Origin of the sequence: Microlunatus parietis, from assembly GCF_013407955.1 — a bacterium.
In the GTDB taxonomy this organism is placed as follows: domain Bacteria; phylum Actinomycetota; class Actinomycetes; order Propionibacteriales; family Propionibacteriaceae; genus Microlunatus; species Microlunatus parietis.
Window position 1 is genome coordinate 1,676,187 of the sequence record NZ_JACCBU010000001.1, and the last position, 26,012, is coordinate 1,702,198.

Annotated in this window: 25 protein-coding genes; 12 read left to right on the forward strand and 13 right to left on the reverse strand. The window is 69.5% G+C overall.

The window, feature by feature from the left end; genetic code table 11:
• Positions 1-84: 84 nt before the first annotated feature.
• From BKA15_RS07970 to pepN, 7 genes are all read right to left on the reverse strand, one after another.
• A complete protein-coding gene (locus tag BKA15_RS07970) occupies positions 85-639 on the reverse strand; it encodes a GNAT family N-acetyltransferase (protein ID WP_179749630.1) in 555 nt (184 codons plus the stop codon).
• A gap of 9 nt (positions 640-648) precedes the next feature.
• Entirely contained in the window at positions 649-1,683 is a 1,035-nt protein-coding gene (locus BKA15_RS07975) for an ABC transporter ATP-binding protein (protein WP_179749632.1), read from the reverse strand.
• Positions 1,680-2,801, reverse strand: coding sequence for an ABC transporter ATP-binding protein (locus tag BKA15_RS07980; RefSeq protein ID WP_179749634.1), 1,122 nt, complete (start codon positions 2,799-2,801; stop codon positions 1,680-1,682). The genes BKA15_RS07975 and BKA15_RS07980 overlap by 4 nt, the downstream gene beginning before the upstream one ends.
• A 12-nt stretch (positions 2,802-2,813) precedes the next feature.
• Positions 2,814-3,755: an ABC transporter permease gene (locus BKA15_RS07985; RefSeq protein WP_218871905.1), complete on the reverse strand. Its 942-nt coding sequence runs from the start codon at positions 3,753-3,755 to the stop codon at positions 2,814-2,816.
• 10 nt (positions 3,756-3,765) lie between these two features.
• The gene (locus tag BKA15_RS07990; protein ID WP_179749638.1) at positions 3,766-4,686 is read right to left on the reverse strand and encodes an ABC transporter permease; all 921 of its coding nucleotides are present in this window, start codon (positions 4,684-4,686) and stop codon (positions 3,766-3,768) included.
• Between the two features lie 131 nt (positions 4,687-4,817).
• On the reverse strand, positions 4,818-6,452 hold the full coding sequence (locus BKA15_RS07995) for a peptide ABC transporter substrate-binding protein (protein WP_179749640.1): 1,635 nt from the start codon (positions 6,450-6,452) through the stop codon (positions 4,818-4,820).
• Positions 6,453-6,621: 169 nt separating this feature from the next.
• Positions 6,622-9,138, reverse strand: coding sequence for an aminopeptidase N (gene pepN / locus BKA15_RS08000; protein WP_179749642.1), 2,517 nt, complete (start codon positions 9,136-9,138; stop codon positions 6,622-6,624).
• Between the two features lie 78 nt (positions 9,139-9,216).
• Between pepN and BKA15_RS08005 the strand changes: the two genes are divergently transcribed.
• The 3 genes from BKA15_RS08005 to BKA15_RS08015 are packed head-to-tail and all read left to right on the forward strand — an operon-like array spanning position 9,217 to position 12,549.
• On the forward strand, positions 9,217-10,302 hold the full coding sequence (locus BKA15_RS08005) for a hypothetical protein (protein ID WP_179749643.1): 1,086 nt from the start codon (positions 9,217-9,219) through the stop codon (positions 10,300-10,302).
• Between the two features lie 42 nt (positions 10,303-10,344).
• A complete protein-coding gene (locus BKA15_RS08010) occupies positions 10,345-11,553 on the forward strand; it encodes a GNAT family N-acetyltransferase (protein WP_179749645.1) in 1,209 nt (402 codons plus the stop codon).
• A 39-nt stretch (positions 11,554-11,592) separates the two neighbouring features.
• Positions 11,593-12,549, forward strand: a complete 957-nt coding sequence (locus tag BKA15_RS08015) for an Rpn family recombination-promoting nuclease/putative transposase (RefSeq protein WP_179749648.1) — start codon at positions 11,593-11,595, stop codon at positions 12,547-12,549.
• 15 nt (positions 12,550-12,564) lie between these two features.
• Here BKA15_RS08015 and BKA15_RS08020 read toward each other — a convergent pair whose 3' ends face one another.
• Genes BKA15_RS08020 through BKA15_RS08030 form a run of 3 tightly spaced genes read right to left on the reverse strand, consistent with a single transcriptional unit; the run spans position 12,565 to position 15,791 of the window.
• A complete protein-coding gene (locus tag BKA15_RS08020; RefSeq protein WP_179749649.1) occupies positions 12,565-13,398 on the reverse strand; it encodes a hypothetical protein in 834 nt (277 codons plus the stop codon).
• Between the two features lie 9 nt (positions 13,399-13,407).
• Positions 13,408-14,424, reverse strand: coding sequence for a hemolysin family protein (locus BKA15_RS08025; RefSeq protein ID WP_179749651.1), 1,017 nt, complete (start codon positions 14,422-14,424; stop codon positions 13,408-13,410).
• Entirely contained in the window at positions 14,421-15,791 is a 1,371-nt protein-coding gene (locus BKA15_RS08030; RefSeq protein WP_179749653.1) for a hemolysin family protein, read from the reverse strand. The genes BKA15_RS08025 and BKA15_RS08030 overlap by 4 nt, the downstream gene beginning before the upstream one ends.
• 87 nt (positions 15,792-15,878) lie before the next feature.
• Here BKA15_RS08030 and BKA15_RS36770 point away from each other — a divergent pair, with 87 nt between their 5' ends.
• Together BKA15_RS36770 and BKA15_RS08040 are read left to right on the forward strand one after the other, a co-directional pair.
• Positions 15,879-16,694 (forward strand): helix-turn-helix domain-containing protein, encoded by an 816-nt coding sequence (locus tag BKA15_RS36770; protein ID WP_179749655.1) that lies wholly within the window; start codon positions 15,879-15,881, stop codon positions 16,692-16,694.
• 47 nt (positions 16,695-16,741) lie between these two features.
• Positions 16,742-17,101, forward strand: coding sequence for a VOC family protein (locus tag BKA15_RS08040; RefSeq protein ID WP_179749657.1), 360 nt, complete (start codon positions 16,742-16,744; stop codon positions 17,099-17,101).
• Positions 17,102-17,261: 160 nt separating this feature from the next.
• On the opposite strand, the gene BKA15_RS08045 is transcribed toward BKA15_RS08040, so the two are convergent.
• The gene (locus BKA15_RS08045; RefSeq protein ID WP_179749659.1) at positions 17,262-17,468 is read right to left on the reverse strand and encodes a hypothetical protein; all 207 of its coding nucleotides are present in this window, start codon (positions 17,466-17,468) and stop codon (positions 17,262-17,264) included.
• Positions 17,469-17,545: 77 nt separating this feature from the next.
• Between BKA15_RS08045 and BKA15_RS08050 the strand changes: the two genes are divergently transcribed.
• Positions 17,546-18,544: an ABC transporter substrate-binding protein gene (locus BKA15_RS08050; RefSeq protein WP_179749661.1), complete on the forward strand. Its 999-nt coding sequence runs from the start codon at positions 17,546-17,548 to the stop codon at positions 18,542-18,544.
• A 39-nt stretch (positions 18,545-18,583) separates the two neighbouring features.
• Complete coding sequence (locus tag BKA15_RS08055) at positions 18,584-19,519, forward strand: SAM-dependent methyltransferase (RefSeq protein WP_179749663.1); 936 nt, start codon at positions 18,584-18,586, stop codon at positions 19,517-19,519.
• On the opposite strand, the gene BKA15_RS08060 is transcribed toward BKA15_RS08055, so the two are convergent.
• Positions 19,504-19,902 carry a PPOX class F420-dependent oxidoreductase gene (locus BKA15_RS08060; RefSeq protein WP_179749666.1) on the reverse strand — a complete coding sequence of 133 codons (399 nt, stop codon included), beginning with the start codon at positions 19,900-19,902 and terminating at the stop codon, positions 19,504-19,506. The genes BKA15_RS08055 and BKA15_RS08060 overlap by 16 nt on opposite strands.
• Positions 19,903-19,933: 31 nt before the next feature.
• On the opposite strand from BKA15_RS08060, the gene BKA15_RS08065 reads away from it, so the two are divergent.
• On the forward strand, positions 19,934-21,742 hold the full coding sequence (locus tag BKA15_RS08065; protein WP_312878868.1) for a S9 family peptidase: 1,809 nt from the start codon (positions 19,934-19,936) through the stop codon (positions 21,740-21,742).
• Between the two features lie 5 nt (positions 21,743-21,747).
• On the forward strand, positions 21,748-22,959 hold the full coding sequence (locus BKA15_RS08070; RefSeq protein ID WP_179749668.1) for an MFS transporter: 1,212 nt from the start codon (positions 21,748-21,750) through the stop codon (positions 22,957-22,959).
• Here BKA15_RS08070 and BKA15_RS08075 read toward each other — a convergent pair.
• Positions 22,911-23,360 carry a cytidine deaminase gene (locus tag BKA15_RS08075; protein ID WP_179749670.1) on the reverse strand — a complete coding sequence of 150 codons (450 nt, stop codon included), beginning with the start codon at positions 23,358-23,360 and terminating at the stop codon, positions 22,911-22,913. The two genes, BKA15_RS08070 and BKA15_RS08075, sit on opposite strands and share 49 nt — an antisense overlap.
• A 360-nt stretch (positions 23,361-23,720) precedes the next feature.
• Between BKA15_RS08075 and BKA15_RS37215 the strand changes: the two genes are divergently transcribed.
• The 3 genes from BKA15_RS37215 to BKA15_RS08090 are packed head-to-tail and all read left to right on the forward strand — an operon-like array spanning position 23,721 to position 25,989.
• Entirely contained in the window at positions 23,721-24,266 is a 546-nt protein-coding gene (locus BKA15_RS37215; protein WP_376766827.1) for a PadR family transcriptional regulator, read from the forward strand.
• Positions 24,263-25,222: an ABC transporter ATP-binding protein gene (locus BKA15_RS08085; RefSeq protein WP_179749674.1), complete on the forward strand. Its 960-nt coding sequence runs from the start codon at positions 24,263-24,265 to the stop codon at positions 25,220-25,222. Before BKA15_RS37215 ends, BKA15_RS08085 begins: the two co-directional genes overlap by 4 nt.
• Positions 25,219-25,989, forward strand: a complete 771-nt coding sequence (locus BKA15_RS08090; RefSeq protein ID WP_179749676.1) for an ABC transporter permease — start codon at positions 25,219-25,221, stop codon at positions 25,987-25,989. The genes BKA15_RS08085 and BKA15_RS08090 overlap by 4 nt, the downstream gene beginning before the upstream one ends.
• Positions 25,990-26,012 lie beyond the last annotated feature (23 nt).

Here is a 26,012-nt window from a genome sequence, read left to right on the forward strand (position 1 = left end):
TTGTCGACAACCCGACGTCGAAACCCGCAATCTGCGTGGGTTGTCGACAAACCAAGCGGTTTGGTGCGGAGTGGCGGACCCAGCTCAAGCGGGCGGCACGGGGTCGTCGCGCAGAACCGAGTGGAGCAAGGAATCGCGCCAGGCCCCGTTGGTGAAGACGTGATCACGCAGTCGTCCCTCGGGCACCATGCCGACACGTTCGACGACGGCGATCGATGCCGCGTTCTCGGGGCCGATGGCAGCGGTGATCCGGTGCAGGTCGAGCACATCCCAGGCGTAGGCGATCATGGTCCGCAGGGCATCCGTCGCGTACCCGCGGCCCCAGTGATCAGCATGGATCGCGTAGCCGAGCTTGGCGGCCCGGACGCCGCCCAGGGCGAGCCTGATGAACCCGACCAGCGGCGGCCCGGCCAGCGGCTCGACCGCCAGGTAGAACTCCGTCCGAGGCTCGAGCTCGGCCCGGTCCAGGATCCCGGCGAGCATGCTCTCGGCCTGCTCGCGGGTCCTGCTGTCGAACGACAGGAACGTCGTCACGCGATCGTCGCCGACGATCGCCGCGACCGCGTCAAGATCATCCGCGGCGAACTCGCGCAGCCGCACGAGCCCACCGGCGAGGTCGAGGGGCCGGAGATGGGTCACCGGTCGAACCTAGACGACCTCGCGGACCTCAGCGAAGTGGCAGGCGGAGGCGTGTTCGCCGGCGCCGTCGGGGCGGAGCACCAGTTGCGGCTGCTCCACCACGCACCGGTCCTGGGCGCGCCAGCAGCGGGTGTGGAAGCGGCAGCCGGACGGCGGGTTGGCCGGGCTCGGCACGTCGCCGGTCAGTACGATCTGGTCCCGGCTGTTGCGCAGCGTGGGGTCCGGCACCGGCACCGCCGACAACAAGGCCTGCGTGTACGGGTGCGTGGGCCGGGAGTAGATCTGGTCCTCGTCGCCGAGCTCGGCCATGGTGCCGAGATACATCACACCGACCCGGTCCGAGATGTGCCGGACCACGGACAGGTCGTGGGCGATGAAGATGTAGGCCAGCCCGAGCTCGGCCTGCAGCCGCTCCAGCAGGTTCACCACCTGCGCCTGCACCGACACGTCCAGCGCCGACACCGGCTCGTCGCAGACCAGGATCTTCGGGTTCAGCGCGAGACCGCGGGCGATCCCGATCCGCTGCCGCTGGCCGCCGGAGAACTGGTGCGGGTAGCGGTTGATGTGCTCGGGGTTGAGACCGACCAGGTCGAGCAGCTCCTGCACCTTGGCCCGCCGCTGCGCCGCCGGCACCACATCGGGGTGGATGTGGAACGGCTCGGCCACGATGTCGCCGACCGTCTTGCGCGGGTTCAGCGACGTGTACGGGTCCTGGAAGATCATCTGGATGTCCCGGCGGGCCCGCCGCCAGGCCGCACCGGACAGCTTGGTCACGTCGACGTCGTCGTACAGCAGCCGGCCGGGGCTCGGCCTGCTGGTGCCGCCGACATGGCTCCGGTACGGCTCCTCCAGCCCGACCAGCAGCCGGGCCAGGGTCGACTTGCCGCAGCCGGACTCGCCGACGATGCCCAGGGTCTCGCCCTTGTGCAGCTCGAACGAGACGCCGTCGACGGCCTTCACGTAGCCGACCGTCCGGCGCAGCACGCCGGCCTTGATCGGGTAGTGCTTGTACAGCTCCTCGGCGCGCAGGATCACGTCGCTCAACGCAGTTCCCTCCCCTGCTGGGTGGTGTCGGCGGGCTGGTCGGCCGCCGGTTCGGCGACCTCCAGGTCCTCCGCGAAGTGGCAGGCGCTGAGCCGGCTCGGGACGCCCGGCCGCTGCCCGACGCCGACCAGCTCCCGGAGCGGCGGCGGCGGATCGGCACGGCAGATGTCCTGGGCGTACCGGCAGCGCGGGTTGAAGGCACAGCCGGGCGGGATGTGCATCAGGTTCGGCGGCAGCCCGCCGATCGCGGCCAGGTCCTGCCCCTTCTGGTCCAGCCGCGGGATGGACTCCAGCAGACCCTTCGTGTACGGGTGCCGCGGAGACGCGTACAGCTCGAACACCTCGGCCGACTCGACGATCTTGCCGGCATACATCACCGCGATCCGGTCGGCCACGTCGGCCACCACACCAAGATCATGAGTGATCAGGATCAGGCCCATCCTGCGTTCTTCCTGCAGCTCGGCGAGCAGCTGCATGATCTGGGCCTGAACCGTCACGTCCAGCGCGGTGGTCGGCTCGTCCGCGATCAGGATCGCCGGGTCGAGCGCGATCGACATCGCGATCATGATCCGCTGCCGCATGCCGCCGGAGAACTGGTGCGGGAACGCCTTCACCCGTTGCCGGGCGCCCGGGATCTGCACCCGCTCCATCAGCCGGATCGCCTGCTGCAGCGAGTCGGCCCGGTTCATCCCGCGGTGCTTGCGGAACATCTCGGCGATCTGCCAGCCGACCGGGAAGACCGGGTTCAGCGCGGACAGCGCGTCCTGGAACACCATCGCGATCTCGGCGCCGCGGACGGACCGGCGGACCTCCTCGTTCTGGGTCAGCAGATCGGTGCCGCAATAGCGCACCTGGCCGCCGGTGACGTAGCCGGGCGGCGAGTCCAGGATGCCCATGATCGCCTGCGCGGTCACCGACTTCCCGGACCCGGACTCGCCGAGGATCGCCAGCGTCTCGCCCTCACGAAGATCGAACGAGACTCCGTTGATCGCCTTGGCGACGCCCTCCTTGGTCCGGAACTCGACCTGGAGTTGATCAACTTCGAGCAGCAACCCGTCGGTCGGCACCCAGCTTCGCGCGGCCTCGACGTCGCGTGTCTCCACGAAGGAATCGGTCATCTGTCCCCCTCCTCAGCGCAGCTTCGGATCGAGGGCGTCCCGGACGGCGTCGCCGAGCATGATGAACGCCAGTACGGTGATCGACAGGAACAGGCTCGGGAACAGCAGCATGTGCGGCGCCGTCCGGATCAGGCCGATCCCGGACGCGTCGGAGATCGCCTGGCCCCAGGAGATCGCCGGCGGCTGCAGCCCGATGCCGAGGAACGACAGCGTGCCCTCGGTGGCGATGAAGACGCCGAGGTTGATCGTGGCGACGACGATCACCGGCGCCGCCGCGTTCGGCAGGATGTGCTGGAAGATCAACCGGGCCGGGCTGGCACCCAGCGCGCGGGCCGCCTGGACGTAGTCGTTCGGCTTCACCTGGAGCACGCTGGAGCGCATCACCCGGGCGGTCTGCGGCCAGGCGATCAACGTCATCACCAGGACCACCTTGCCGACGAGTTGGATGTACGGATCGCCGGCATGGTTGGGGAACTGGTAGAGGAACAGCAGGCCGCCCAAGATCAACGGGATGGCGAAGAAGATCTCGCCGATCCGGGACAGCACCGCGTCCACCCAGCCGCCCAGGTAGGCGCCGATCGTGCCGATACTGCCGCCGATGATCACGACCAGCAGGGTGGTCAGCAGACCGACGATCAGGGACGACCGGGCGCCGTGGATGGTCCGGGAGTAGACGTCGTACCCCTGCGAGTCCATCCCGAACCACGCCTTGTCGAACGACGGGGCCTCCCGGGCCCGGCGCAGGTCGGCGAAGTTCGGGTCGGTCTGGGTGAACAGTTGCGGCACGACCGCCATCAGCAGGATGATCACGATCAGGCCGGCCGAGATCCAGAAGATCGGATTGCCGCGCAGCTCGCGCCAGGCGTCGGACCACAGCGACCGGGCCTGCTGACCGCCACCGTCGGGACCGCCGCCGACCTGCTCCGCCTGGGGCGCTGTGATCAGCTGCGGCATCGTCGTCGAGTCAGCCATGACCGATCCTCGGGTCGAGCACCCCGTACAGGATGTCCACGATCAAGTTCATCAACAGGTAGACCAGCACCAGCACCACCACGGCACCGACCACCGAAACGCCGTCCTTCTGGTTGACGCTGCGGAAGATGAAGCCGCCGATGCCGTTGATGTTGAAGATCCGCTCGGTGACCACCGCGCCGCCCATCAGGGTGCCGATGTCGGTGCCGACGAACGTCACCACCGGGATCAGGGAGTTGCGCAGCGTGTGCACGCCGATCACCCGCCGGTTGGTCAGGCCCTTCGCCTTCCCGGTCCGGACGTAGTCGGCGCGGAGGTTCTCCACCAGCGAGGCCCGGGTCAGCCGGGACACGAAGGCCACCGACAAGGTGCCGAGCACGAAGCCGGGTAACAACAACTGGTAGAACGTGCCCTGGGTCGAGGTGACCGGGAAGATGCCGAGCCGGACGCCGAACACGAGCTGGGCCATCGTGCCGATCACGAACACCGGCACCGCGATGACGCAGAGGGTGCTGACCAAGACCAGGTTGTCCAGGAAACGGCCCTTGCGGATGCCGGCCAGGACGCCGGCGGTGATGCCGATCAGGACCTCGCAGCTGATCGCGATCGCGGTCAGCGTGATCGTCGTCGGATACCGGATCGCCAGTTCGTGCGCGACCTCGTTGCCGTAGAAGTTGGTGCCGAGATCACCCTGCAGCAGCTTGCCGATGTAGAGCACGTACTGCACCGGGAGCGGCTGATCGAGGTTGTACTCCTCGGTGAACTTGGCGACGTAGCCGCCGGGGCACGGCCGCTCGCCGCAGCGGCCGGCGATGGGATCGCCGAGGCCGAACACCGCAAGGTAGAGAACAAAGATCGTGCCCAAGAAGACCGGGATCATCTGCAGGACCCGGCGCACGATGAAGGTTGCCATCCGCGCATCCCCTTTTCAGGTTGACGTGACCTGAGCATGCCGAAACGGGTGGGCTTCGACAAGCTCAGGCCGCGTGGGCCACGGGAATCGGCCGAGGGGCGGTGGGTTCGCCACCGCCCCTCGGCCGTCCGTCACTGCTTGACTTCGATCTGGGCGTAGTCGATGACGCCGAAGGCGTTCGTCTCGACGTTGGTGACCCGGTCGGACCAGCCGATCACGGCCGCGTCGTACCAGGTCGGGAAGGCGGGCAGGTCCTCGACCAGCTTCGCCTCGGCGTCCTGGTAGAACTTGTTCGCCTCGTCGGTCGTCTTCGCCGCGTTGCCCTTCTGCAGGTCGGCCTGGAACTCCGGGTTGTCGTACCGGACATCGTTGGACGACGCGCCCTTGGCGTAGATCGGGGCGAGGAAGTTCTCGATGCTCGGGTAGTCCATCTGCCAGCCCTGCCGGAAGATGCCCTTGCGCTCCTTCTTGTTCAGCTGATCACGCAGGGTCTTGAAGTCCGGCGTGATCTCCACGGCGCAGTCGAGGCCGAGCGCGTTCTTCAGCGAGTTGCAGACCGCCTCGGCCATCGGCTTGTGGCCGCCGTCCTGGTTCACGCCGAAGGTCAGCGTGCCCTGGTAACCGCCGGCCTTGTCGTACAGCGCCTTGGCCTTGGCCGCGTCGAACGTGCACCACTCGCCACAGGCGCCGGCCTTGTAGCCGTTCACGACCGGCGAGACGAAGCTGTCGGCCGGGGTGCGGCTGCCGTTGTAGATCTGCTTGGTGATCAGGTCCCGGTCGATCCCCATCGAGATCGCCCGGCGCAGGTCGCGGTTCTTCAGCTGCTCGTCGGTCGGCGAGAACCCGATCGCCTGGATCACGCCCTGCTCCCGGACCAGCCAGCGATCCGGCAGGTCGGACTTGTACAGGTCGTCCACCATCATGTCCGGCGGGATGATGTCGGTCGCGTCCAGGTTGCCGCCCTGCACGTCACGGTAGGCGGCGCCCGGGTCGTTGTAGATCCGGAAGGTGATCTTGTCCGGCTTGCCCTTGAACTCACCCGAGTAGTCGCCGAACTTGCTGAACACGTACTGGGTGTCGTCGATCATCTCCGCCTGGTACGGGCCGGCGCCGATCGGCTTGGTCTTGAAGGCGTCCGGGTTCTCGAAGAACGCGTCCGGCTGCGGCGCGAAGGCCGAATAGCCGAGGCGGACGACGAGGTTGGACACCGGGTTCGCGGTCTTGATCGTGAACGTGTAGTCGTCGACGACCTTCAGCCCCGACAGCTTGTCGGTCTTCGGCTTCGGCGAGCACTCCTCGTTCGGGCAGGCGACGTCGGCGTAGCCCTCGATCGGCTCGAAGAAGTAGCTGCCCTGCTGGCCGTTCACCCCGGCGGCGGTGTAGTTCCAGGCATCGACGAAGTTGTGAGCCTTCACCTCGGTGCCGTCGTGGAACTTGTACCCCTGCTTGAGCTTGACCGTGAAGTTGAGGTTGTCGGTCGTGTCGATGCTCTCCGCGATGTCGTACTCCGGCGTCGCATCCTTGAGCGCGTAATGCATCAGTTTCGCGGTCAGTAGGTCGAGCATGTTGCCGCCACAGACCTCGGCCGTGTTGCCCGCGACCAGCGGATTCTGAGGCGTACAGCCGCGAACGGTGATCTCGCCTCCGGTGGTCACGGCTCCACTCTGGCCGGGGTCGGTGGGTGTTCCGCCGCCGCCACATGCCGACGCGATGAGCGCCAGGCTGCCGATCGCCGCGGCGATCGCTGCGCGAGCTCTTCCTCGCATGGAACGTCTCCTCCTCCAGATGGCGCCCGGATCGCGGGCGCGAAAGGACCGCGCCTCCTGACCGCGCGGCTTGACCATTTCTAGGCCATCGTCGTCTATCACCGCAAGGCGTGGTGCCGATCACGGTGGACGCGAAACAAGATTGTGACCACCGGGTCTGTTATCGATATCAGCCGAATCGGCGCCTGGCCGCCACCGCTCGCCGGAGCCGATCGGTGCCGTCGATCAGGGCTCGCCGGAGCGGGTCGGCGAGGCCGTTTCCGGCCAGCGTCTGCTCGGCCAGAGCCAGGGTCTCCTCGCTGACGGCCAGGTACGGATACGCCAGTTCGGCGGTCCGGCCGAGGGCCCAGCCGGTACGGAAACCGGCCGTCGCCCCGACCTCGGCGAAGTAGCGCCGCACGTAGTCGGCGGCCAGTTCGTCCTGGTCGGGCCGGAAGAATCCCTCCGCCGTGGCGTACACCTGGTAGGCCGAGGCGGTGGACGGGCGCATCAGCAGTTCCCAGGCCGACGCCTTGGCCGCGGCGTCCGGCAGGGCCGCCCTGGCCCGGGCCGCGTGCTGTTCGGCGAGCGCCGACCGGTCCGAGGCCAGCCGCTGCTCGATCAGCGCCGCGTCGCCGGTCAGCTCGCTCAGCCGGGACACCAGGGCCCAGTTCAGGTCCGGATCGAGCTCCAGCCCGGCCGGCAGCGTGGAGCCGGCGAGCCAGCCGCGCAGCAGCTCCGGGTCGGCCGCGGTCGGGATCGCCGCCCGGAACGCCAGCAATTGCCGGTCCGACCCGGCCGCGGCGCCAGCCATCGCGGCCAGCGTCACCCGGTGCAGCTCGGCCGTCCGGCCGGCCCGCTCCGCCCGCGGGCAGTACGGACCGGTCAGCTCGGTCCGGGCGAACCGGGCCATCGCCTCCCAGACGACGTCCTCGGTCTCCGCGGGCAGCGCCGCCAGGATCAGCCGCAGCGCCTCGGCCGGATCGAGCGCCGCGTCCCGGACCGCGTCCCGGGCGGCGTTGACCACGACCAGCCGGATCGCCGGGTCGGAGATCCGGCCGATCACCGCGGTCAAGCGAGGCCAGTCGCCGGCGTCGAACGCGATCTTGGCCCAGGTCTCGTCGGCCGCGTCGGGGACGATGAGGCCGTTCGACGGGCTCGGGCCCTTCGACGGGCTCAGGGAGCGATCCCAGTACGGCTCGCCGGCGAGCTGGATCCGGGTCCGATCGGCCACCGCCCCGGACTCGTCCAGCCGGGCCACCTCGATGGCGTGGGTCCGGTCGGCCGGATGGTCGACCGGCGCAATCCGACGGACCACGCCGTCGGCGACCGCGATGGTGTCCAGGCCGGAGGTGCGCAGCCAGTTCGCCGCCCAATCGTCCAGTTCGACGGCGCCGGCCCGGGTCCAGGCCGCGATCAGGTCGGCGAACTCGGCGTTCCCGTACGCGTGCCGGGCGAAGTAGTCCTTCAGGCCGCCCAGGAAGACGTCGTCGCCGAGGTAGGCGACCAGCTGCCGGAGCACCGCCGCGCCCTTGGCGTAGGAGATGCCGTCGAAGTCCTGCAGCGCCGACTGGGCGTCGGCCGAGCCGTTGCCGGCGACCGGGTGCGTCGACGGCGCCTGGTCCGCGATCCGGCCCCAGTCCTTCCGGATCCCGAACTCCATCCAGAGCGGGTAGCGGGTCGCCTCGGTGCAGCAGCGGTGCGCGACGTACTCGGCGAACGACTCGTTCAGCCACAGGTCGTCCCACCAGGTCATCGTGACCAGGTCACCGAACCACTGGTGCGCCATCTCGTGCGCGATCAGCCCGGCCCGGCCGGCCCGCTGGGCGGTGGTCGCGCGGGACCGGTAGATCAGCTGGTCGCGGATCGTGATGCAGCCCGGGTTCTCCATCGCGCCGGCGTTGAAGTCGGGCACGAACGCCTGGTGATACTCGCCGAACGGGTAGCGGACGCCGAACGTGCGGTGGTAGTAGTCGAACGCCTGGCTGGTCACCTCGATCAGGTCCTCGGCCTCTGCTTGCAGCTGCTCGCCCAGCGAGGCGCGGACGTGGAAGCCGAGCTCGATCCCGTCGTGCCGATGCCGTACGGAGGCGTACGGGCCGGCGACCAGGGTGACGAAGTAGGTGGACAGCGGACGCTCCTGGACGATCCGCCAGCGGCCGGGCTGCTCGGTCACCGCGGGACCGTTGCCGATCACGGTCCAGTCCTGCGGTGCGGTCACCTCGAGTTCGTACGGGGACTTCAGGTCGGGCTGGTCGAAGCAGGCGAACCAGCGCGGCGCGGCGTCCAGGAACGACATCGCGTAGAGATAGGTACGTCCGTCGGCCGGGTCGACGTGCCGGTGCAGGCCCTCGCCGTCGCTGGAGTACGCCATCTCGCCGGTGATCACCACCGTGTTGGCCTCGGCCAGGCCGGTCAGTTCGATCCGGCCGCTCCGCCAGCTCGCGTCCGGCAACTCAGCCCCGTTCAGAGTGGCCGAGATCAGCCGACGGCCCTTGAAATCAAGGAAGGTCCGGCCGCCCGGGGTGGCCCGGAAGTCGATCGTCGCGGTGGACGCGAAGACCTCACCGGCCGGCCCGTCGAGGGTGGCCGAGGTGAGATCGAGGTCGACCCGCATCGACGTCACGGTGATCATGGACGCCCGCTGCTCGGCCTCGGACCGGAGCAGGCTGACGGGTTCGGTTTCGCTGGAATCGGCGCGCACCATCGAAATCTACCGTGGGCGAAACCTACCCGTGGGACGAATCGTTTCCTCGCCCGAAGCGGGTTCAGTAGTGTTCGGCCCATGGCGGAAACCCGGCGCATGTCGCCCATGGCGCTGTCGATGCGCAAGCGCAGCCTGTTGGTCTGGGGCATCGTGCTCATCGTCGTCTGGGCGGCGATCACCATCCCGGTCACCCTCGTCTACAGCAACGACCTGCTGGAACGGGTCGCCATGGTGATCGCGCTGCAGATCTTCATCGGCCTGCTCGCCCTGCTCGGCGTGATCTTCCTGATCGTCGGCATCTCCGGCGAGATCAGGTCGAAGAGCTTCAACCGGCGGGACTGGGCGCTGGCCGACGCGCTGCACGAGTCGCTCGGCGAGTTGTGGCACGAGCCGTCGGACCTGGCGTACCGGATCGCCGAGGGCGACGCCACCATCAGCAACGCCCGGCTGGTCGAGATCGAGCGGCACTTCGACTCCCAGACCGAGGGCGCGATCAACGGCACGATGAGCCACCAGCTGCGGATGTTCGGCACCTCCTTCTCGACCTCGTACGGCAGCGCCAGGGCGACCGGCCCGCGCACCGCGTCGATGAGCTCGTCGTCGGCCGGTGTCTTCTCCGGCTCGATCCGTGGCCTCAGCCAGGTCAACCTCAACGTCAGCACGACCACCCGGAACAACCTGATGGGCGACGCCCTGTTCGCGGTCTTCGAGGCGGCCGGCCCGGCCGGCCAGCGCGACACGTACCGGGTGATCAGCATGTCCCAGCCCGGCGTGGTCGGCTGGCTCCGGGAACTGATCGCGTTCGCCGCGAACCAGGTCGGCGGCCCGCGGACCCACGCCGGCGGCACCGTGCTGAGCTGGTCGGACAACCTGACCAACCGCTTCGCCCCGGGCGACATCTCCTACGTGACCGACCGGCTGAAGGCGCTGCAGAGCCGCCCGGCCGAGGAACGCGAGACCGTCACCGTCTTCGGCAGCGCGTCCGGCCGCAACGCCGTGATCGCCACCGCGCTCTCGATCGGCGGCACCCAGCAGCTGAGCATGATGCCCGCCCGCTTCCCCGAGCTCTTCGGCCGGGCCCTGGCCATCGGCGTCGCCAACGGAGAGCAGCGCCTGGCCGGCCGCCCGGCCGTCCAGCAGAGCATCACCGACGGCGCCGCCTGACCCGACGCCGTCGCCACGCGGCGGATCGGTTAGCTTCTGCACGTGCCCGTCACCGTGCGACCCCTGACCTCCGCGGACGCCGAGGCGTCCCGCCGGCTCGGCTGGGAGGCGTTCGGCGCGCCCAGCACGCCGCCGGCCGAGCCGGCCTCGATCGCCGGCGACGGCAAGGCCTGGTACGGCGCGTTCGTCACCGATGCCGAAGGGAACGAGCGGCTCGGGGCGCGGATGTTGGACCGCTTCTTCGAGTCCTGGTTCGGCGGCCGGCGGGTGGCCACGGCCGGGATCGCCGGAGTGACGACGGCGGCCGAGGACCGCGGGCAGGGGCTGCTCTCGCCGCTGTTCGCCGAGCTGCTGGCCGGCGCCCGGAAGCGCGGCGCGGTGATCTCGACGCTGTTCCCGACGGCGCCGAAGATCTATCGCCGGTTCGGCTACGAGGTGGTCGGCGATCTGGTCGACGTCGAGGTGCCGGCGGCCGCACTGGCCGGCGTCGAGGCGCCGGCGAGCGGCACGGTCCGCCGGGCGACCGCCGCCGACCTGCCGGCGATCTTCGAGTGCTACACGGCCTGGGCTTCCGCGCAGCAGGGCCCGCTGACCCGCGACGGTGCCGCGTTCGCCGGCCAGGTGGACCAACTGCTGAGCGAGTTCACCGGCGTCACGGTCGCCGAAGACGATCATGGAAGGATCGTCGGGTACGCGCTCTGGGACCGCGGCCAGGGGTACGGACCGGGCTCCATGATCACCGTCGACGAGCTGATCGCGATCACCCCGGACGCCTACCGCGGCCTGCTCCGCACTCTCGGCTCGTTCTCCTCGGTGACGCCGATGATCAAGCTCAGCAGCTCCGGCTTCGACGCGGTGCGGGCGATCCTGCCGGCGCTGGACTGGCAGGTGGTCAAGCGCAGCCCGTACATGATCAATGTGATCGACGTCGCCGGCGCCCTGTCCCGCCGCGGCTACCACTTCGGCTACGAGGCCGTGCTCGACTTCGCGGTCGATGATCATTTCGTGGCCAGCAACAACGGCGCCTACCGGCTCCGGATCGCCGGCGGCCGCGGCCGCTGCGAACGGACCCGGCCCGATCCCGACGAGCGCGTGTTCACCGCCCGCGGGCTGGCGGCTCTGTTCACCGGAGCGCTGCCGCTGGCGGAGCTCCGGGCCACCGGACTGGTCCGCGGCGGCGACCCGGCGGCGGACTCGGCCTGGGACGGCGCGTTCAGCGGCCCGGCGCTGCAGATCCGCGACTACTTCTGATCCTCGGGCACTGTCAGAACCCGCCCGTAGGTTCGCCCCATGTCGACCCAGCCGAGCCCGCACGATGCGGTGTTCCGTCGCATCCTCGGCGACCCGGAGCATGCGGCATCGCAGTTGCGCGCCGTACTGCCGGCCGACCTCACCGCCCGGCTGGACCTGCGACAGCTGACCCGAGTCTCGGAGAACTTCGTCGACACCAACCTGCGCTGGCGCCACTCCGACCTGCTCTTCTCCGCCCCGCTCGACGGCACCGACGCCTTCATCTACGTGCTGGTCGAGCACCAGAGCCGGACCGATCCTCTGATGCCGTTCCGGATGCTGCGCTACATCGTCCGCATCTGGGATCGCTACCTGCACGAGCATCCCGACGCGACGCGGCTACCAGCCGTGCTGCCACTCGTCGTCCACCACAATCGCCGGCCCTGGACCGGCCCGACCGACCTCGCGGAGTTGCTCGACCTCGACCCGCCCACCAGTGCGGCGGCGGGCGACTATCTCCCCCGTTTCCGGTTCCTGCTCGACGACCTGACCCGGCTCGATCAGCAGGACCTCCGTGCCCGACCACTGACCCCGTCGGCCCGGATCACCCTCCTGCTGCTCAAGATCGCCGCCGGCAACACGGAGCTCGCCACGGATCTGCAGCCATGGGCCGACGACCTGCGTGCCATCCTTGAAGCGGGCGAGGGGATCGAAGACTTCATCGCGCTGCTGACGTACATTGAGACTGTGGGCGAAACGCCCGCCGAGGAATTGCACCAGCTCTTCACCGAGCTCGGATCCGCCGCAGAGGAGGCCTACGTGACCACGGCAGAGATGCTCCGCGCCGAAGGGGCGACCAAGGGCCGGGCCGACACGTTGCTCGAGTTGCTCGAACTGAAGTTCGGCCCGCTGCCGCCGGAGACGGTGCAGTCCGTGAACACCGCGTCCACCAGCCAGCTCCGGGCCTGGACGGCCCGGGTCCTCACGGCCACCAGCCTCGACGAGATCTGGCGCTGACCCGCCTGCCGAGGCTCACCGATCACAGCCGGTACGGGAGCCCGGCACGGCGTTGATCAACAACTTCCGCGGCTCGCCGTCGACCGTCCACTGGCCGAACCGGTTCCGCAGCGAGGCCTGGTAGACCCGGTCCGCCTCGGCGCCGCGCAGTTCGCCGCAGGCGGTGCCGCGGAACGACTTGGTCCCCTCGATCAGGAACCGGTCCGGGTCGGGTCCCGGCCACGGCTCGGCGGTGCCCCGATCATGGGTGTCCCCTCGCTGCTCGTACACGAAGATCAACTCCGGCCGGTACGGCTGCCAGGACGCGTCACCGGCCAGCGCCTCGGCGTTGTCGATCAAGGAACGCAGCAAGTCCCGGCGGCTGCGTTCCCAAGGGGACAGGCCGTCCTCCATCTCCGGCCCGAACGCGTACGCGCGGTGCCGCACCGGCTCGCCCGTCCCGTGCAGCAGGAAGTTCAGCGAGCCGAGGTCGGTGACCTGCGGCGACCCGAAGTCGAGTTCGCGGTCCAGGCCGGCGGCCCGGGCCCGCTCGGCGAGGCCGGCCACGAGTTCCGGATCGATCATGGTCTGCCGATAGCTCTTATGCCAGCCGTCCTTGACGTTCTGCGGCTCGGCCATGATCATCCGGCCGTCGCCGTACGCCAGCAGCCAGGGTGCCGCGGTCGCGTAGAGCTCGGGCGGTGCCAGCCCGCCCACGCCGTAAGTGACCTCCAGGACGAGCTGGTCCTGCGGCAGCGGGTCGGCGCGGGCCGGGTCGTCGGGGAGTTCGGTCGGGCCGAACACCGAGCACGCCCCGAGCAGCAGCGCGGCCAGCACGGCGGCCGCCGCCTTGATCATTCCCCTGGTCATCGCCGGAGATTACCCGCTGATCGTGCCGACGAGTTCCTCCAGGATGTCCTCCAGCGCGACCAGCCCGAGGGTCGCACCGTCGGGCCCGGCGACCCGAGCCAGGTGCACGCCGTGCCCCTGCAGGGTGCGCAGCGCCCGATGCAGCCGGGTGTCCGGCGCCACGGTGATCAGGCTGCGGAACCGGTGCTCCGGCACCTGCCGGTCCGGCTCGTCGGCGCCGAGCACGTCCTTGACGTGCAGATAGCCGACCACCTCGCCGTCGCGCAGCATCGGGTAGCGGGAGAAGCCGGTCTCGGCGCAGAGCCGTTCGATCTCGGCTGGGGTGGTCTCGGGCGAGACGGTGAGCAGGCCGTCCAACGGCAGCATCACCTGGCCCACCGTGTGCTGCTCGAACTCCAGCGCGCCCGACACGAGGCCGTACTCGTCGGCGTCGAGCAGGCCTTCCCGGCGCGACTCGTCGACCAGCCCGGTCACCTCCTCATGGGTGAAGGCCGAGCCCACCTCGTCCTTCGGCTCGACCCGGAACAGCCGGACCGCAGCATTGGCGATCGCGTTCAGGGTGACCACGAACGGCCGGAGCAGGAAGATCACCACGAGCATGAACGGGCCCAAGATCAACGCGGCCCGGTCCGGTCCGGCCAGCGCGATGTTCTTCGGCACCATCTCGGCCAGCACGACGTGGCACCAGACCACCAGTACGGTCGCCAGCACCAGGGCGATCGGGTGCACCAGGAACTCCGGAATCCCAACGGTGACGAAGATCGGCTCGATCGTGTGCGCGATCACCGGCTCGGACACGGCGCCCAGGCCGAGGGTGCACAGGGTGATGCCGAGCTGGGCACCGGCCATCGCCAGGCTGACCTGTTCCATCGCCCGGATCGCCATCCGGGCCGACCAGCGGCCGCGTTCGGCCAGCGGCTCGATCGCCGCCCGGCGGGCCGAGACGAGCGCGAACTCGGACGCGACGAACAGGGCGTTGCCCAACAGCAGGGCGATCGTGATCGCCAACCCGGCCCAGAGGCTCATCGCCGGTCCCCCTTCCCCGGCGTCGCCTCGTCCAGAACGGTCAGCCGGAGCCGGTCGATCCGGCGCCGGACCACCTGTTCCACCCGCAACTCGACCTCGACCGGTTCGGGGACGAACTCCTCCGATCGCTGCGCCCGTTCACCGCGCACCCGTACCGCGTCGCCGGGAGCGGCGATCCGGCCCAGCCGGCGCAGCACCAGGCCGGCGATGGTCTCGTAATCGGGATGCTCGGGCAGCACGATGCCGGTCCGCTCGGTCACCTCGTCCGGACGGAGCAGCCCGGACAGGGTCCAGCTGCCGCCGCGGGCCCGGACCGAGGTGGCCAGCCGATCGTGCTCGTCGGCGATCTCACCGACGATCTCCTCGACCAGATCCTCCAGCGTGACGATCCCGTCCGTGCCGCCGTACTCGTCGATGACCAGGGCGAACTGGTACGGAGCCGTACGCAGTTCGGCCAGCAGCGGATCCAGCTCGATCGTGTCGGGGACCCGCGCCACCGGCGTGACCAGCTCGCCGAGCCGGGCCTGTTCGCGGCGGTCCGGGGCGATCGCCAGGGCCTGCCGCAGATGGACCAGGCCGAGCACGTCGTCGGCGTCCCGGCCGTACACCGGAAAACGGGAATGGCCGGAGTCCCGGGTCGCCCGGATCAGGTCGGCCGCCGAGTCGCCGGCCTGCAGGAACCGGACCCGGACCCGGGCGACCCGGACGTCGGCGGCGGTCCGGTCACCGAACGCGATGCTCCGGTCCACCAGATCAGCGGTCGGCCGGTCCAGCGCGCCTTCGGACGCGGACCGGCGGATCAGGTAGCGCAACTCGTTCGGCGACCGGGCCGACCTGAGTTCCTCCTGCGGCTCGATCCTGTTGAACCGCAGGATCGCGTTGGCGGCGCCGTTGAGCCACCGGATCGGCCACCCCATCGCCTTGGTGAAGGCCCGCATCGGCAACTGGGTCAGGACGGCGACCCGCATCGGCAGCGCCAGCGCGAGGTTCTTCGGGATCAGCTCGCCGATCAGCATCGTGATCACCGTGCTGCCGAACAGGGCGATCGTCAGCGCGATCGCTGTGACGGCCGTCTGGTCCAGGACCCCAATCGTGCCGAGCGGCGGCCGCAGCAGCGTCGCGATCGCCGGTTCGGCGAGATAGCCGATCGCGAGATTGGTCAGCGTGATGCCCAGCTGGGCACCGCTGAGCTGGGTGGACAGCGTGCTGAGCGCCCGGCCGACACCGGCCGCACCGCGCTCTCCCGCCTGAGTGGCCCGGTCGACGGTGGCCCGGTCGACCGTGACGAAGGCGAACTCGGCGGCGACGAACACACCGCAGGCCACCATCAACAGCAGGGAGACGGCCAGCAGAATCCACTCGGTCATCGCGGCTGGCTCGCGGTACGCAGCTCGGTCAAGGTGCCGCGATTCTAGCCCTTGGCCTGGTATGGATTCGAGTGGCAGGCTGACCGCGTGACCTCGTACGGACGCGCACCGCACCGGCCTGAGCTGGCCGGCATCGTGCAGCGCCTCTGGTACGTGGAGGATCCGGGCAGCACCGGCTTGGAGGTGAAGCTGCCGACCAGCACCGCCCAGTTGTTGATCAACCTGTCCGGCGACCGGCTGAGTTGCGGCGGGGCGGACCGGAGGGAGACCGTGGGGCCGTACGCCCTGGCCTCGATCCAGACCGGCCCGCAGGTGCTGGACCGCACCGAGCAGCGCCGCCTGGTCGGGGTCGTGATCCGGCCCGAGGCGATCGGCGGCCTGGCCCGGCTGCCGGCCGACGCGATCGGGCCGCTGGCCGCGCTGGACGAACTCTGGGGCGGCTGGGCCGAACGGCTGCGCGAGGTGGCCGAACCGGCGGCCGGCGGAGCCGAGGCGCTGGACCGGGTCGAGGCCGAGTTGGTGCAGCTGGCCCGGCCGGGCGACGGTCCGGTTGCGGATCCCTTGGTGCGGCAGGTGATCGACCGGCTGCGCCGGAACGAGCGGATCGGCACGATCGGCGACCGGGTCGGGCTCAGCCAGTCCAGTTGGACCCGCCGGTTCCGGACCGCAGTCGGACTGTCACCGAAGCGCTACCAGCGGGTGCTCCGGCTGGAGCGGGTGATCGCGCTCGCCCGCGAGGGCGACGCCGGCCGCCGGGACTGGGCGGACCTCGCGATCACCGCCGGCTACTACGACCAGGCCCACCTGGTCGGCGACTTCACCGAGCTGACCGGCACCTCACCCACCCGCTGGTTCCGCGGTCGTCCCGAGGTCGCGTTCCACGGGCCACTGTCTGCCCGCTGACGAAATTCTCCAAGACCGGGCCGGCGGAACCGGCGATGCTGTTGATCATGAACTTCACCAACCTCACGCCCTATCTTCGTTACCCGGACGGCGATGCCGCGGTCGAGTGGCTGACCCGCGTACTCGGCTTCGGCCCGGCCCGGTGCGCCCGGGACGAGAACGGCGCCTGGTACGAGGGCGACCTCGCGGCCGGTGACAGCAAGATCGCGATCAGCGGTGGCGGCACCGCCGGGAATTCGTACCTGATCATCTCCGTGCCCGACGCGGACGCCCAGTACCGCAAGATCATCGAGGCGGGCGTCGAGGTCGACGAGCCGCAGGACAAGCCGTACGGCCCGCGGACCGTCAGCGTCACCGACCCCTGGGGCAACGTCTGGGACTTCTGGCAGGGCGAGGCCGAGTTCTGATCCTCGGCCGGGACGTGGGCCGTCAGTTTTTCACGTTACGTGAAAAACTGGCGCTTCCCGCGAGAAACTTCTCACGTAAAGCGCCAGGAAACCTGGTGAGGTGTGACGGGAGTTGCGTCCCTGGCCCGGCGCTGCCCTGGCCCGCGGGACCCGGGACGATTCAGCCGCGCCGCTCGTTGCCGCGGCGATAGTTGCCCGTCGCGCGGGCCAGCAGCTGTTGATCTTGGTCCGCGTCGAGGCCGAGCTTGCCGATCAAGGCCGCCGCCGCGTTGCCGGCCACCACGGACACCTGCCGGCCGCCGCGGCTGATCAACACCCGGCCGTCCTTGGTGATCCGGTAGTCGAACGGGTCGTCCTCGAGTCCCACCCCTCGCCCCTCTCGTTCGCCCTCGGCCCACCGGACCGCGATGAGCTCCCGCCTGGCCTTAGGTTAGCCTTAGCAACATGCATCACGCCCGCAGCCTCACCGCTCTGCTGCTCACCGTTCTCACCCTGCTGGCCGCATCGGCCTGCGCCTCGACCACGCCCGGCACCGGCAGCGTACCGGCGGCGAGCGAGGACGGCGCCTTCCCGGTGACCATGACGCACAGGTTCGGTACGACGACGATCGAGGCCCGGCCGCAGCGGGTGGTGACGGTCGGGTTCAACGACCAGGACTTCGCCCTCGCGGTCGGCGTCGAGCCGGTCGGGGTCCGGGAGTTCCTGGGCTACCCGGCGCCCGATCGTCCGTGGGCGCCGGAGGGCGTACGCGGCAAGCAGCTGCCCACCGTCGGCAGCCAGGACCTCGACCTGGAGGCGATCGCGAAGCTCGAGCCCGATCTGATCCTCGGCATCAACTCCTACATCGACGACGAGGCGTACGGCCTGCTCAGCGGCATCGCGCCGACCGTGGCCCAGACCGCCGACTACCCCGAGGGCGCAACCCCGTGGGACAAGCAGACCGAGCAGACCGGCCAGGCGCTCGGCCGGTCCGAGCAGGCGACCAAGATCATCGCGGAGACCCGGGCCGCCTTCGACGCCGCGATCGCCGAGCATCCAGAGTTCGAGGGCAAGCGGGCGGTGTTCCTGCTCGGCTCGAGCGCGGCCGGGTTCTACAACCTCGGTGCCGACGACTATCGCACCGGCTGGCTGACCGAGCTCGGCTTCGACGTCGACGCGAAGGGCGGCGAGATCAGCTACGAGAAGCTGGACACGCTGGACCGCGACGTGCTGCTCGGCGAGGGCATCGCCGAGGCCGACTTCAAGCGCGACCTGGTCCAGCAACTGACCGTCGTCAAGGAGGGCCGCTACGTCGGCCTGGGCGCGTTCGACGACGACTTCGCCGCCGCCCTCGGCTTCAATTCGCCGCTCAGCCTGCCGTTCCTGCTCGACATCGCGGTGCCCCGGCTGGCCGCGGCGACGGACGGCGACCCGGCGACCACGCCAGCGCCCTATCTCGGCTGAATCGCAACTTCCCACGGGATCGGCGCCTACGATTCCGCCATGATCATCGACGATCCTGTCGCCACGCGCGCCGACGCCGAGGGCGCGATCTCCCGGCTGGTCGCCGGCGGGTTCATCCTGGCGGCATTGGCGCCGCTGACGTCCGGCGAGACCGAGACCCTGGATCGGGATACCGGCCGGCTGCTGGCCCAGGCGGGCCTGGCGGTGCCGGACGGCGACGAGTACCGGCCGAGCCCCGGGCTGGCCGAACTGCTGGCCTCGCCCGACCAGGCGCGCTTCCTGAACCTGCTCGGGAATCTGCGCCAGATGGTGACGGCGGCGAGCGGCGTACCGGGGTGGAGCGCGAACGACGACCAGACGCTGCTGGCCCAGGGCCGGGCCTCGGTCGCGGGGACCAGACTGATGCTGACAACCGTCATCCCCGGGCTGCCCGGGCTGGACTCCGCGATCCGTGCCGAGGGCGCGGCCGTGCTGGACATCGGGGTCGGCGCGGGCGGCATCGCCGCGACGCTCGCCGGCGAGTTCCCGGGGTTGCGGGTGGTCGGCATCGACGTCCTGGACCGGGCGATCCGGCTGGCCACGGCGCAGGTCGAACAGGCCGGCGTCGCCGACCGGGTCGAGTTGCGCCTCCAGGATGTCGCCGAGCTCACCGACGACGCGGCCTACGAGATGATCTGGCTGCCCGGGATCTTCGTGCCGCAGCAGGCCGTGCTGGCCGCGATCCCCCGGCTGCACCGGGCCCTGCGCCCGGGCGGCTGGCTGCTGGTCGGCGCACTCCGGGACACCGACGATCCGCTCTGGTCGGCGATCAACCGGTGGCGTGTGGTCCGTGACGGCGGCTGTCCGCTGACCGCGACGGAGGTGATCATGGAATTGCGTCAGGCCGGCTTCACCGAGATCACCACCCCCGAGGTCCCCCGGGCCGCGCCGGCACTCATCGCCGCCCGCCGGCCCCTGCCTCAGGCAGCCGCGTAGCCGGAGACCTTCGTCGGCGTGACCCGGACGATCACCCGGACGAAGCCCGCCGGGTCGGGGTCCTTCGGCTTGCCGTCGTACTTCCAGGACAGCTTGTCGTCGAACGCGAAGCCGCCTTCCTCGGTGATCACCGCGGTGCCACGGATCTCGGCGTAGTTCTCCGGATCGGCCAGGTCGAAGATCGTGATGCTGACCCGCGGATCGCGGCGCAAGTTGCGGTCCTTCTGCCGGCCGGCGACCGTACAGAACAGCACGTCGTCGCCGTCCCGGTCGATCCACATCGGCGAGGACTGGGGTGCGCCGTCCGGATTCACCGTAGCCAGCACGGCGTAGTTGCGTCCGTCGACCAGGGCGCGGACCTTTTCGTTCAGGGTCACGGTCATCCGGCCAGGCTAAGGGCGCTAGGTTAATCGTGTGACACGCGATCCCCAGTCGATCATCACCGCGCTGCTGGACCTGCAGGCCTGGCAGGTCTTCGACATCGATCCGGACGGTCGGATCCTGGCCGGCAACGATGAGCCGGGCAGCCTCCAGCTGGTCGAGCTGGCGCCGGACGGCAGCCGGACCCGGCTGACCGACCTGCCGTCGCGGTGCTCCGGCCGCTATCTGCCCGGGTCGTCGCCGCGCCAGGTGGTGGTCCAGCACGACACCGACGGCGATGAGCGGATGCAGCTGTCGCTGCTGACGATCGAGCCGGGGCGGGCTCCGTACCCGCTGGCCGAGTTGACGCCGCTGGTCAGGGACCCGGACTACATGCACGTGCTGCAGGATGTCACCGACACCGCGGTGATCTACTCGACCAACCGCCGCAACGGGGTCGACATGGACGTGATCGTCCGCGACCTGGCCGACGGCTCCGAAACGATCTTGTACGACGGCGGCGGCTACGTCGCCACTGTCGTCGCGTCCCATGATCAACGCAGCGTCGCCGTCAGCACCCTGTCCCGGCAGCCGGCCAGCACCGCGGTGTTCCTGGCCGGTGCCGTGTCCGGCCCGGTCACCGATCCCGACGAGCACGCCAACCACGGGCATCTCGCCTGGGCGGCCGGCGACGACGCCCTGATCATGAGTTCCAACCATGATCGCGAGTTCAACGCCGTGGTCCGGGTGTCCCTGGACGGCACCGCCTGGCAGCACCTGGTCGCCGCCGATGATCATGACCTGCTGGTCGACGTGTCGCCGGACGGTACGGCGCTCGCGGTCGGGCACCTGGTCGACGGGGCGGTCACGATCAGCGTGCACGACGCCGACGGCACCCACCGGGCCGGCGTGACGACGCCGGAGGACGGCATCCCGACGATCGTCTGGGCGCCCGACTCCTCGGCGTTCGCGATGCAGGTCAGCTCGCCGACCGACCCCGGCTCGATCTTCCGGGTGGATGCCCGGACCGGCGCCACCACCTTGATCATCGACGGCCGGGACCAGCTGCCCGACGATCCGCCGCTGTCCACGCCGAGTGTGCACCGGGTGCCGACCCCGGACGGCGAACAGGTGCCCTGCTTCGTGCACCGGCCGCCCGCCGGCGCCGACCCGACGCTGGCCGGGGCATCGGTGCTGCACATCCACGGCGGCCCGGAGAGCCTGGCCATGCGCATGTTCAGCCCGGTGATCCAGGCGCTGGCCGCGGTCGGCCTGACCGTGCTGGTGCCGAACGTGCGCGGCTCCGACGGGTACGGCAAGCGCTGGGTGAGCCTGGACGATGTCGAGCTGCGACTGGACTCGGTGGCCGACCTGGCCGCCCTGCACGCCTGGCTGCCGGAACTCGGGCTGGACCAGGACCGCAGCGCGCTCTGGGGCGGCTCCTACGGCGGCTACATGGTGCTCGCCGGGGTGACCATGCAGCCCGGGCTCTGGGCGGCCGGCGTCGACATCGTCGGCATCTCGTCCTTGATCACGTTCCTGGAGAACACCTCGGACTACCGTCGGGCGTACCGGGAGCGCGAGTACGGCCGGTTGGACACCGACCGGGAGTTCCTGATCAAGGCCTCGCCGATCACGTACCTTGATCAACTCACCAACCCGCTGTTCATCATCCACGGCGCGAACGACCCGCGGGTGCCGCTGTCCGAGGCGGAGCAGATCGCGGCGGCGCTGGACGAACGAGGCATCCGCAACGAGCTCAAGGTGTACGCCGACGAGGGGCACGGACTGGCCAAGCGGGCCAACCGCGCCGACGCGTACCCGGCCGCGATCGCCTTCCTGTCCGAACTGCTGGCGCGCTGACGATCATGACAACCAAGGGGGCGCTGCCCTACCATGCGCTGATCTGGCTCGCCGTCGCGACGTTCTCCACCGGCATCGACGGCTATGTGCTGGCCGGGCTGCTGCCGGCCATCGCCGACGAGCTGACCGTCACCGAGGCGCTGGCCGGCCAGCTGGTGTCGATCTTCGCGCTGACCTCGGCCCTGGCCGCCCCGGTGCTCGGCGCCGCCACCAGCGGCTGGGAACGGCGCCGCACCATCGGCCTGTCGCTGGCCGTCTTCGTGATCGGCAACCTGATCACCGCGATCGCGCCGAGCTACGGGGTCGCACTCGGCGGCCGGGTGGTGGCCGCCCTCGGGGCGAGCCTGATGAATGCGGCGATCTCCGGCTACGTGATCCATCTGGTCCCGGAACGGCACCGCGGCAAGGCGCTCTCGTTCGTCCTCGGCGGCTGGATGACGGCGACCGCGCTCGGCGTGCCGGTCGGGCTGCTGCTCGGCCAGTCCAGCTGGCGGTTCCCGTTGATCATGGTCTCGGTGGTCGGCGCGGTCGCCCTGGTCGGGATCCTGATCAAGCTCCCGCACCTCGACCTGCCGGCGGCAACGCTGGCCCAACGGCTGCGTCCGTTGCGCCAGGTCCGGCTGGTCTCCGGGCTGCTGGTCAGCACCGGGATCCTGTGCGCGAGCTACACCTGCTTCACGTACGCGGTGTTGATCTTGGGCCCGAGCCACCCGGCCGGCTGGATGATCATCCTGATCATGTTCGGCTACGGCCTGGCCAGCCTGGTCGGCAACACGTTCACCGGCCGGCTGGCGGACCGGTTCGGCGCGGTCCGGGTGCTCAGCATCATCCTCATCGGCCTGTTCCTGAACAGCGTGCTGGGCGCCGTCACGTTCGCCTTCGCACCGCTGGCGGTGGTCGCCGTGCTCGGCCTGGTCTGGTTCTTCCTGGCCGGCGTCGGCAACGGCGGGGCCGCGGTGCCGCAGCAGGCCCGGCTGGCGTCGATGGCCCCGGAATCGGCGGCGATCGTCATGGCGCTCAACGGCAGCGCGATCTCCCTCGGCTCCGCGCTCGGCGGCGGCCTGGGCGGTGTCGCCCTCACCGCCGGAGTGCAGCCGGGCGGGCTCCTGTTCGTCGCCGCAGCGGTGTTGGCTGCGACGTTGATCCTGCACGCGCTGGTCACGCTGGCTCAGGCGCGCCAGGTCTCCGTCGCGCCGGGGAACGCCGTCAGCCAGTAGTGCGGCAGCAGGTCCCGCAGCGGCAGCCAGCGCGGCACGGTCGGGTCGGCCGGTTCGGCGACGGCGGCCAGCACGTCCGGCCCGTGCCGGGTCAGCCGCTCCCGGCAGATCCCGCACGGGCTGAGCACGACGAACCCGCGGTCCGGATCACGATGCAGGCAGACCGACGCGACGATCCGCTGATCGAGCCGGTACGCCGCACAGTACGGCTCCAGCTCGTGACAGACCTCCGTACTCGGATTGACGAAATCCGGGCTGGTCCCGGTCAGGATCGTCCCGTCGCCGAGCAACACGGCCGCCGCACCCTGGTGATCACCATCCGGAAACCGCCGTTCGATCAGCTCGCGGCACGCCGTGACCGTTGCTTCCAGCGCGGCCGGGTCCGGTCCCTGATCAACCATCGGACTCTCCTATCGATCGGCGGGCCCACCACGGTAACCTCACCGGCCCGGGTCGCTGCTCGCCCGGGCGACCGGATCATCGGTCTTCGCTGTCGCAATATCTCCACCGTCGGACCGCTGGCGCCCGTTACATCGTTGAACCTGCCGAGTTGAGGAGCTTTGGCGACAGCCGCGGGACATCAGCAGGTGCCGTAAGGCATCCCACGCCCGGTGCCAAGGGCTTTAGCGCAGGTCTTGACCCGGACCTAGTAGTCGCATGAGACTAGTCTTGTGAGAGATGCCAATCCAGTTCGGTTGCTGATCCTCGGCCTGCTGGCCGACGGTCCCCTGCATGGTCACCAGATTCGCCGGACCGCAGAGGTGACTGGCATCGAGTCCTGGGGCGGAGTCAAGGTCGGTGCGTTGTACGGGATGCTGCACCGAATGGAGTCGGAAGGGCTGGTGGAGCCGGTTCGCACCGAACAGGACGGAGGCCGACCACAACGCACGGTGTATGCGATCACCGATGCGGGCCGAGCCGAACTCGCCGTCCACCTCGACCGCGCGCTGACCGGGCCGTTCGTTCGCTCGACCACCGTCGAAGCGGCGCTCAAGTGGCCGGGCGGTCTTGATCACGAGGCCCTGGCCAGCCGGCTCGCCGTGCGACGAGAAGCTCTGGCCGGGCAACTCGCCGAACTCGTTGCGTCCCGTGAGCTGCATCGGAGGGAAGATCATCTTTCGGCGGCAAGTCTGGCCGGGTTCCGGCGAACCGAACTCCACCTCGAAGCCGAATTGGCCTGGCACCGGGAACTGGCCGAGATGCTCCCCGACATCGCGGAAGGAGACCGCCGGGATCGACCGGAGTCGCGATCACGGGCAGATCGAGCCGTGACGAAGTTACGCCCTCGCCGCGACGGCGCGTCATGACCGACGCGATCGTGGCGCACAAGCTGGCCAAGAGGTATGGCGGAACGATCGCCGTCGACGATGTGTCCTTTTCGGTCGCCGAAGGCGAAACGGTTTGCCTGCTGGGCCCCAACGGCGCCGGCAAGTCGACCACGGTTCGCATTCTGGCGACGCTGACCCGACCGGACGGCGGCAACGCGTGGGTCGCCGGATCTTCCGTATCGACGGATGCTCGGGCGATCCGTGCACGGATCGGCTACGTCGCACAGCACGCCGGCACCGACGTCCATCTGACCGGCCGCGAGAACCTGAGAATTCAGGCGGCGGCCCACGGGCTGCGCCGAACGGCGGCGGCGCGACGGACGACCGAACTGCTGGAGTTGGTCGGGCTGGCCGCGGCCGCTGATCGACTTGTCGGCACCTACTCGGGCGGAATGGCACGGCGGCTGGAGATCGCCATGGGGATCGTGCACGAGCCGGAGGTGATCTTTCTCGACGAACCGACGACCGGACTCGACCCCGAGGCACGGACGAGTCTCTGGACCGAGTTGTCGGAGATCGTACGCACGCGTCGGATCAGCATGCTCCTCACTACGCACTACCTCGACGAAGCCGATCAACTAGCCGACCGGGTGGTGATCATCAACCGTGGCACGGTGATCATCGATGGGACGCCGACGGCGCTCAAGGCACAGTTGCCCGGCGGTGGCTCGGTGATCATCGAGTTGACCCGGGTGCCACCGAAGGATGTCGTCAGCCGTGTGGTGCGCCGTGCCGGCTGTCACGATCTTGACCTCCAAGGGTCGAACCTGCGGGTCAGGACCGATCATGGACACCACAGCCTTCCCGTTCTCCTGAACGGACTCCGAGAGGCAGGTTTCGACGCGGCGTCGGCGGCGGTTGCTCAACCCACGCTCGATGACGTGTATCTGCACCACACTGGCCAGAGCCTTGCGACGACAGGGCCATCGACGTGACCCTGTGGCAGGGCCAAACGGCACTCCTCAACCGAGGATTCCGGCTGATCGGACGTCAACCGGTCGCGATCGCGATGATGGTGGTTCAGCCGTTGGTTTGGCTGCTGGTGTACGGCCAGCTCTTCCATGCGCTCCCGAGGCTCGGTGGCTTCGGAACGAGCAACTACCTCGACTACCTTGCGCCGGGCATTGCGATCTTCGCCGCCTTCAATCACGGGGCTTGGGAGGGCGGCGGCGTCGTCAATGATCTTGAACGAGGAACGATCGACAGATTCCTGGCGACCCCGCTGCCACCGTTCGCTCTGCTATGGTCACGGAGCCTCCAGGCAGCGATCGTCGGTGGCACCCAAGCGGCATTCATCGTCATCGTCGCGGTCGCGTTCGGTGCTGAGCTTCGCGGCGGGCTGGCCGGGTTCCTGGTCATTTTGGCCGCCGCCACGCTCGTGTGTCTGGCCTTCGCGACGGCGAATCATGCCCTCGCCCTGGTCGTGCGGCGTTCTGAGACGATGACCATGATCGGATTGTTCACCACATTTCCGCTGATGTTCTCGTCCACGATGTTCACCGCCACCGCATTGATGCCCGTGTGGATGCAGCACGTCGCAACCTTCAATCCGGTGAACTGGGCTGTTGAAGCAGCCCGGTCAGCGATGCTCGGCACCAACTGGGTCACGGCCATCGGACACCTGGCGGCGCTCGCGGTGCTCCTCATCGTCACGACGACGTCGGCCCGGCTTGCACTCGCCCGATATCAGAGAAGCCTTTAGACGATGCTCGAGGGCCCGATCAA

Excerpts from the sequence above, each read along its gene's own strand:
- BKA15_RS07980 (WP_179749634.1), bottom strand. The coding sequence starts at position 2,801 with ATGACCGATTCCTTCGTGGAGACACGCGACGTCGAGGCCGCGCGAAGC.
- BKA15_RS07985 (WP_218871905.1), bottom strand. The coding sequence starts at position 3,755 with ATGCCGCAGCTGATCACAGCGCCCCAGGCGGAGCAGGTCGGCGGCGGT.
- BKA15_RS07990 (WP_179749638.1), bottom strand. The coding sequence starts at position 4,686 with ATGGCAACCTTCATCGTGCGCCGGGTCCTGCAGATGATCCCGGTCTTC.
- BKA15_RS07995 (WP_179749640.1), bottom strand. The coding sequence starts at position 6,452 with ATGCGAGGAAGAGCTCGCGCAGCGATCGCCGCGGCGATCGGCAGCCTG.
- pepN (WP_179749642.1), bottom strand. The coding sequence starts at position 9,138 with ATGGTGCGCGCCGATTCCAGCGAAACCGAACCCGTCAGCCTGCTCCGG.
- BKA15_RS08005 (WP_179749643.1), top strand. The coding sequence starts at position 9,217 with ATGGCGGAAACCCGGCGCATGTCGCCCATGGCGCTGTCGATGCGCAAG.
- BKA15_RS08015 (WP_179749648.1), top strand. The coding sequence starts at position 11,593 with ATGTCGACCCAGCCGAGCCCGCACGATGCGGTGTTCCGTCGCATCCTC.
- BKA15_RS08020 (WP_179749649.1), bottom strand. The coding sequence starts at position 13,398 with ATGACCAGGGGAATGATCAAGGCGGCGGCCGCCGTGCTGGCCGCGCTG.
- BKA15_RS08025 (WP_179749651.1), bottom strand. The coding sequence starts at position 14,424 with ATGAGCCTCTGGGCCGGGTTGGCGATCACGATCGCCCTGCTGTTGGGC.
- BKA15_RS08030 (WP_179749653.1), bottom strand. The coding sequence starts at position 15,791 with ATGACCGAGTGGATTCTGCTGGCCGTCTCCCTGCTGTTGATGGTGGCC.
- BKA15_RS08040 (WP_179749657.1), top strand. The coding sequence starts at position 16,742 with ATGAACTTCACCAACCTCACGCCCTATCTTCGTTACCCGGACGGCGAT.
- BKA15_RS08050 (WP_179749661.1), top strand. The coding sequence starts at position 17,546 with ATGCATCACGCCCGCAGCCTCACCGCTCTGCTGCTCACCGTTCTCACC.
- BKA15_RS08055 (WP_179749663.1), top strand. The coding sequence starts at position 18,584 with ATGATCATCGACGATCCTGTCGCCACGCGCGCCGACGCCGAGGGCGCG.
- BKA15_RS08060 (WP_179749666.1), bottom strand. The coding sequence starts at position 19,902 with ATGACCGTGACCCTGAACGAAAAGGTCCGCGCCCTGGTCGACGGACGC.
- BKA15_RS08070 (WP_179749668.1), top strand. The coding sequence starts at position 21,748 with ATGACAACCAAGGGGGCGCTGCCCTACCATGCGCTGATCTGGCTCGCC.
- BKA15_RS08075 (WP_179749670.1), bottom strand. The coding sequence starts at position 23,360 with ATGGTTGATCAGGGACCGGACCCGGCCGCGCTGGAAGCAACGGTCACG.
- BKA15_RS08085 (WP_179749674.1), top strand. The coding sequence starts at position 24,263 with ATGACCGACGCGATCGTGGCGCACAAGCTGGCCAAGAGGTATGGCGGA.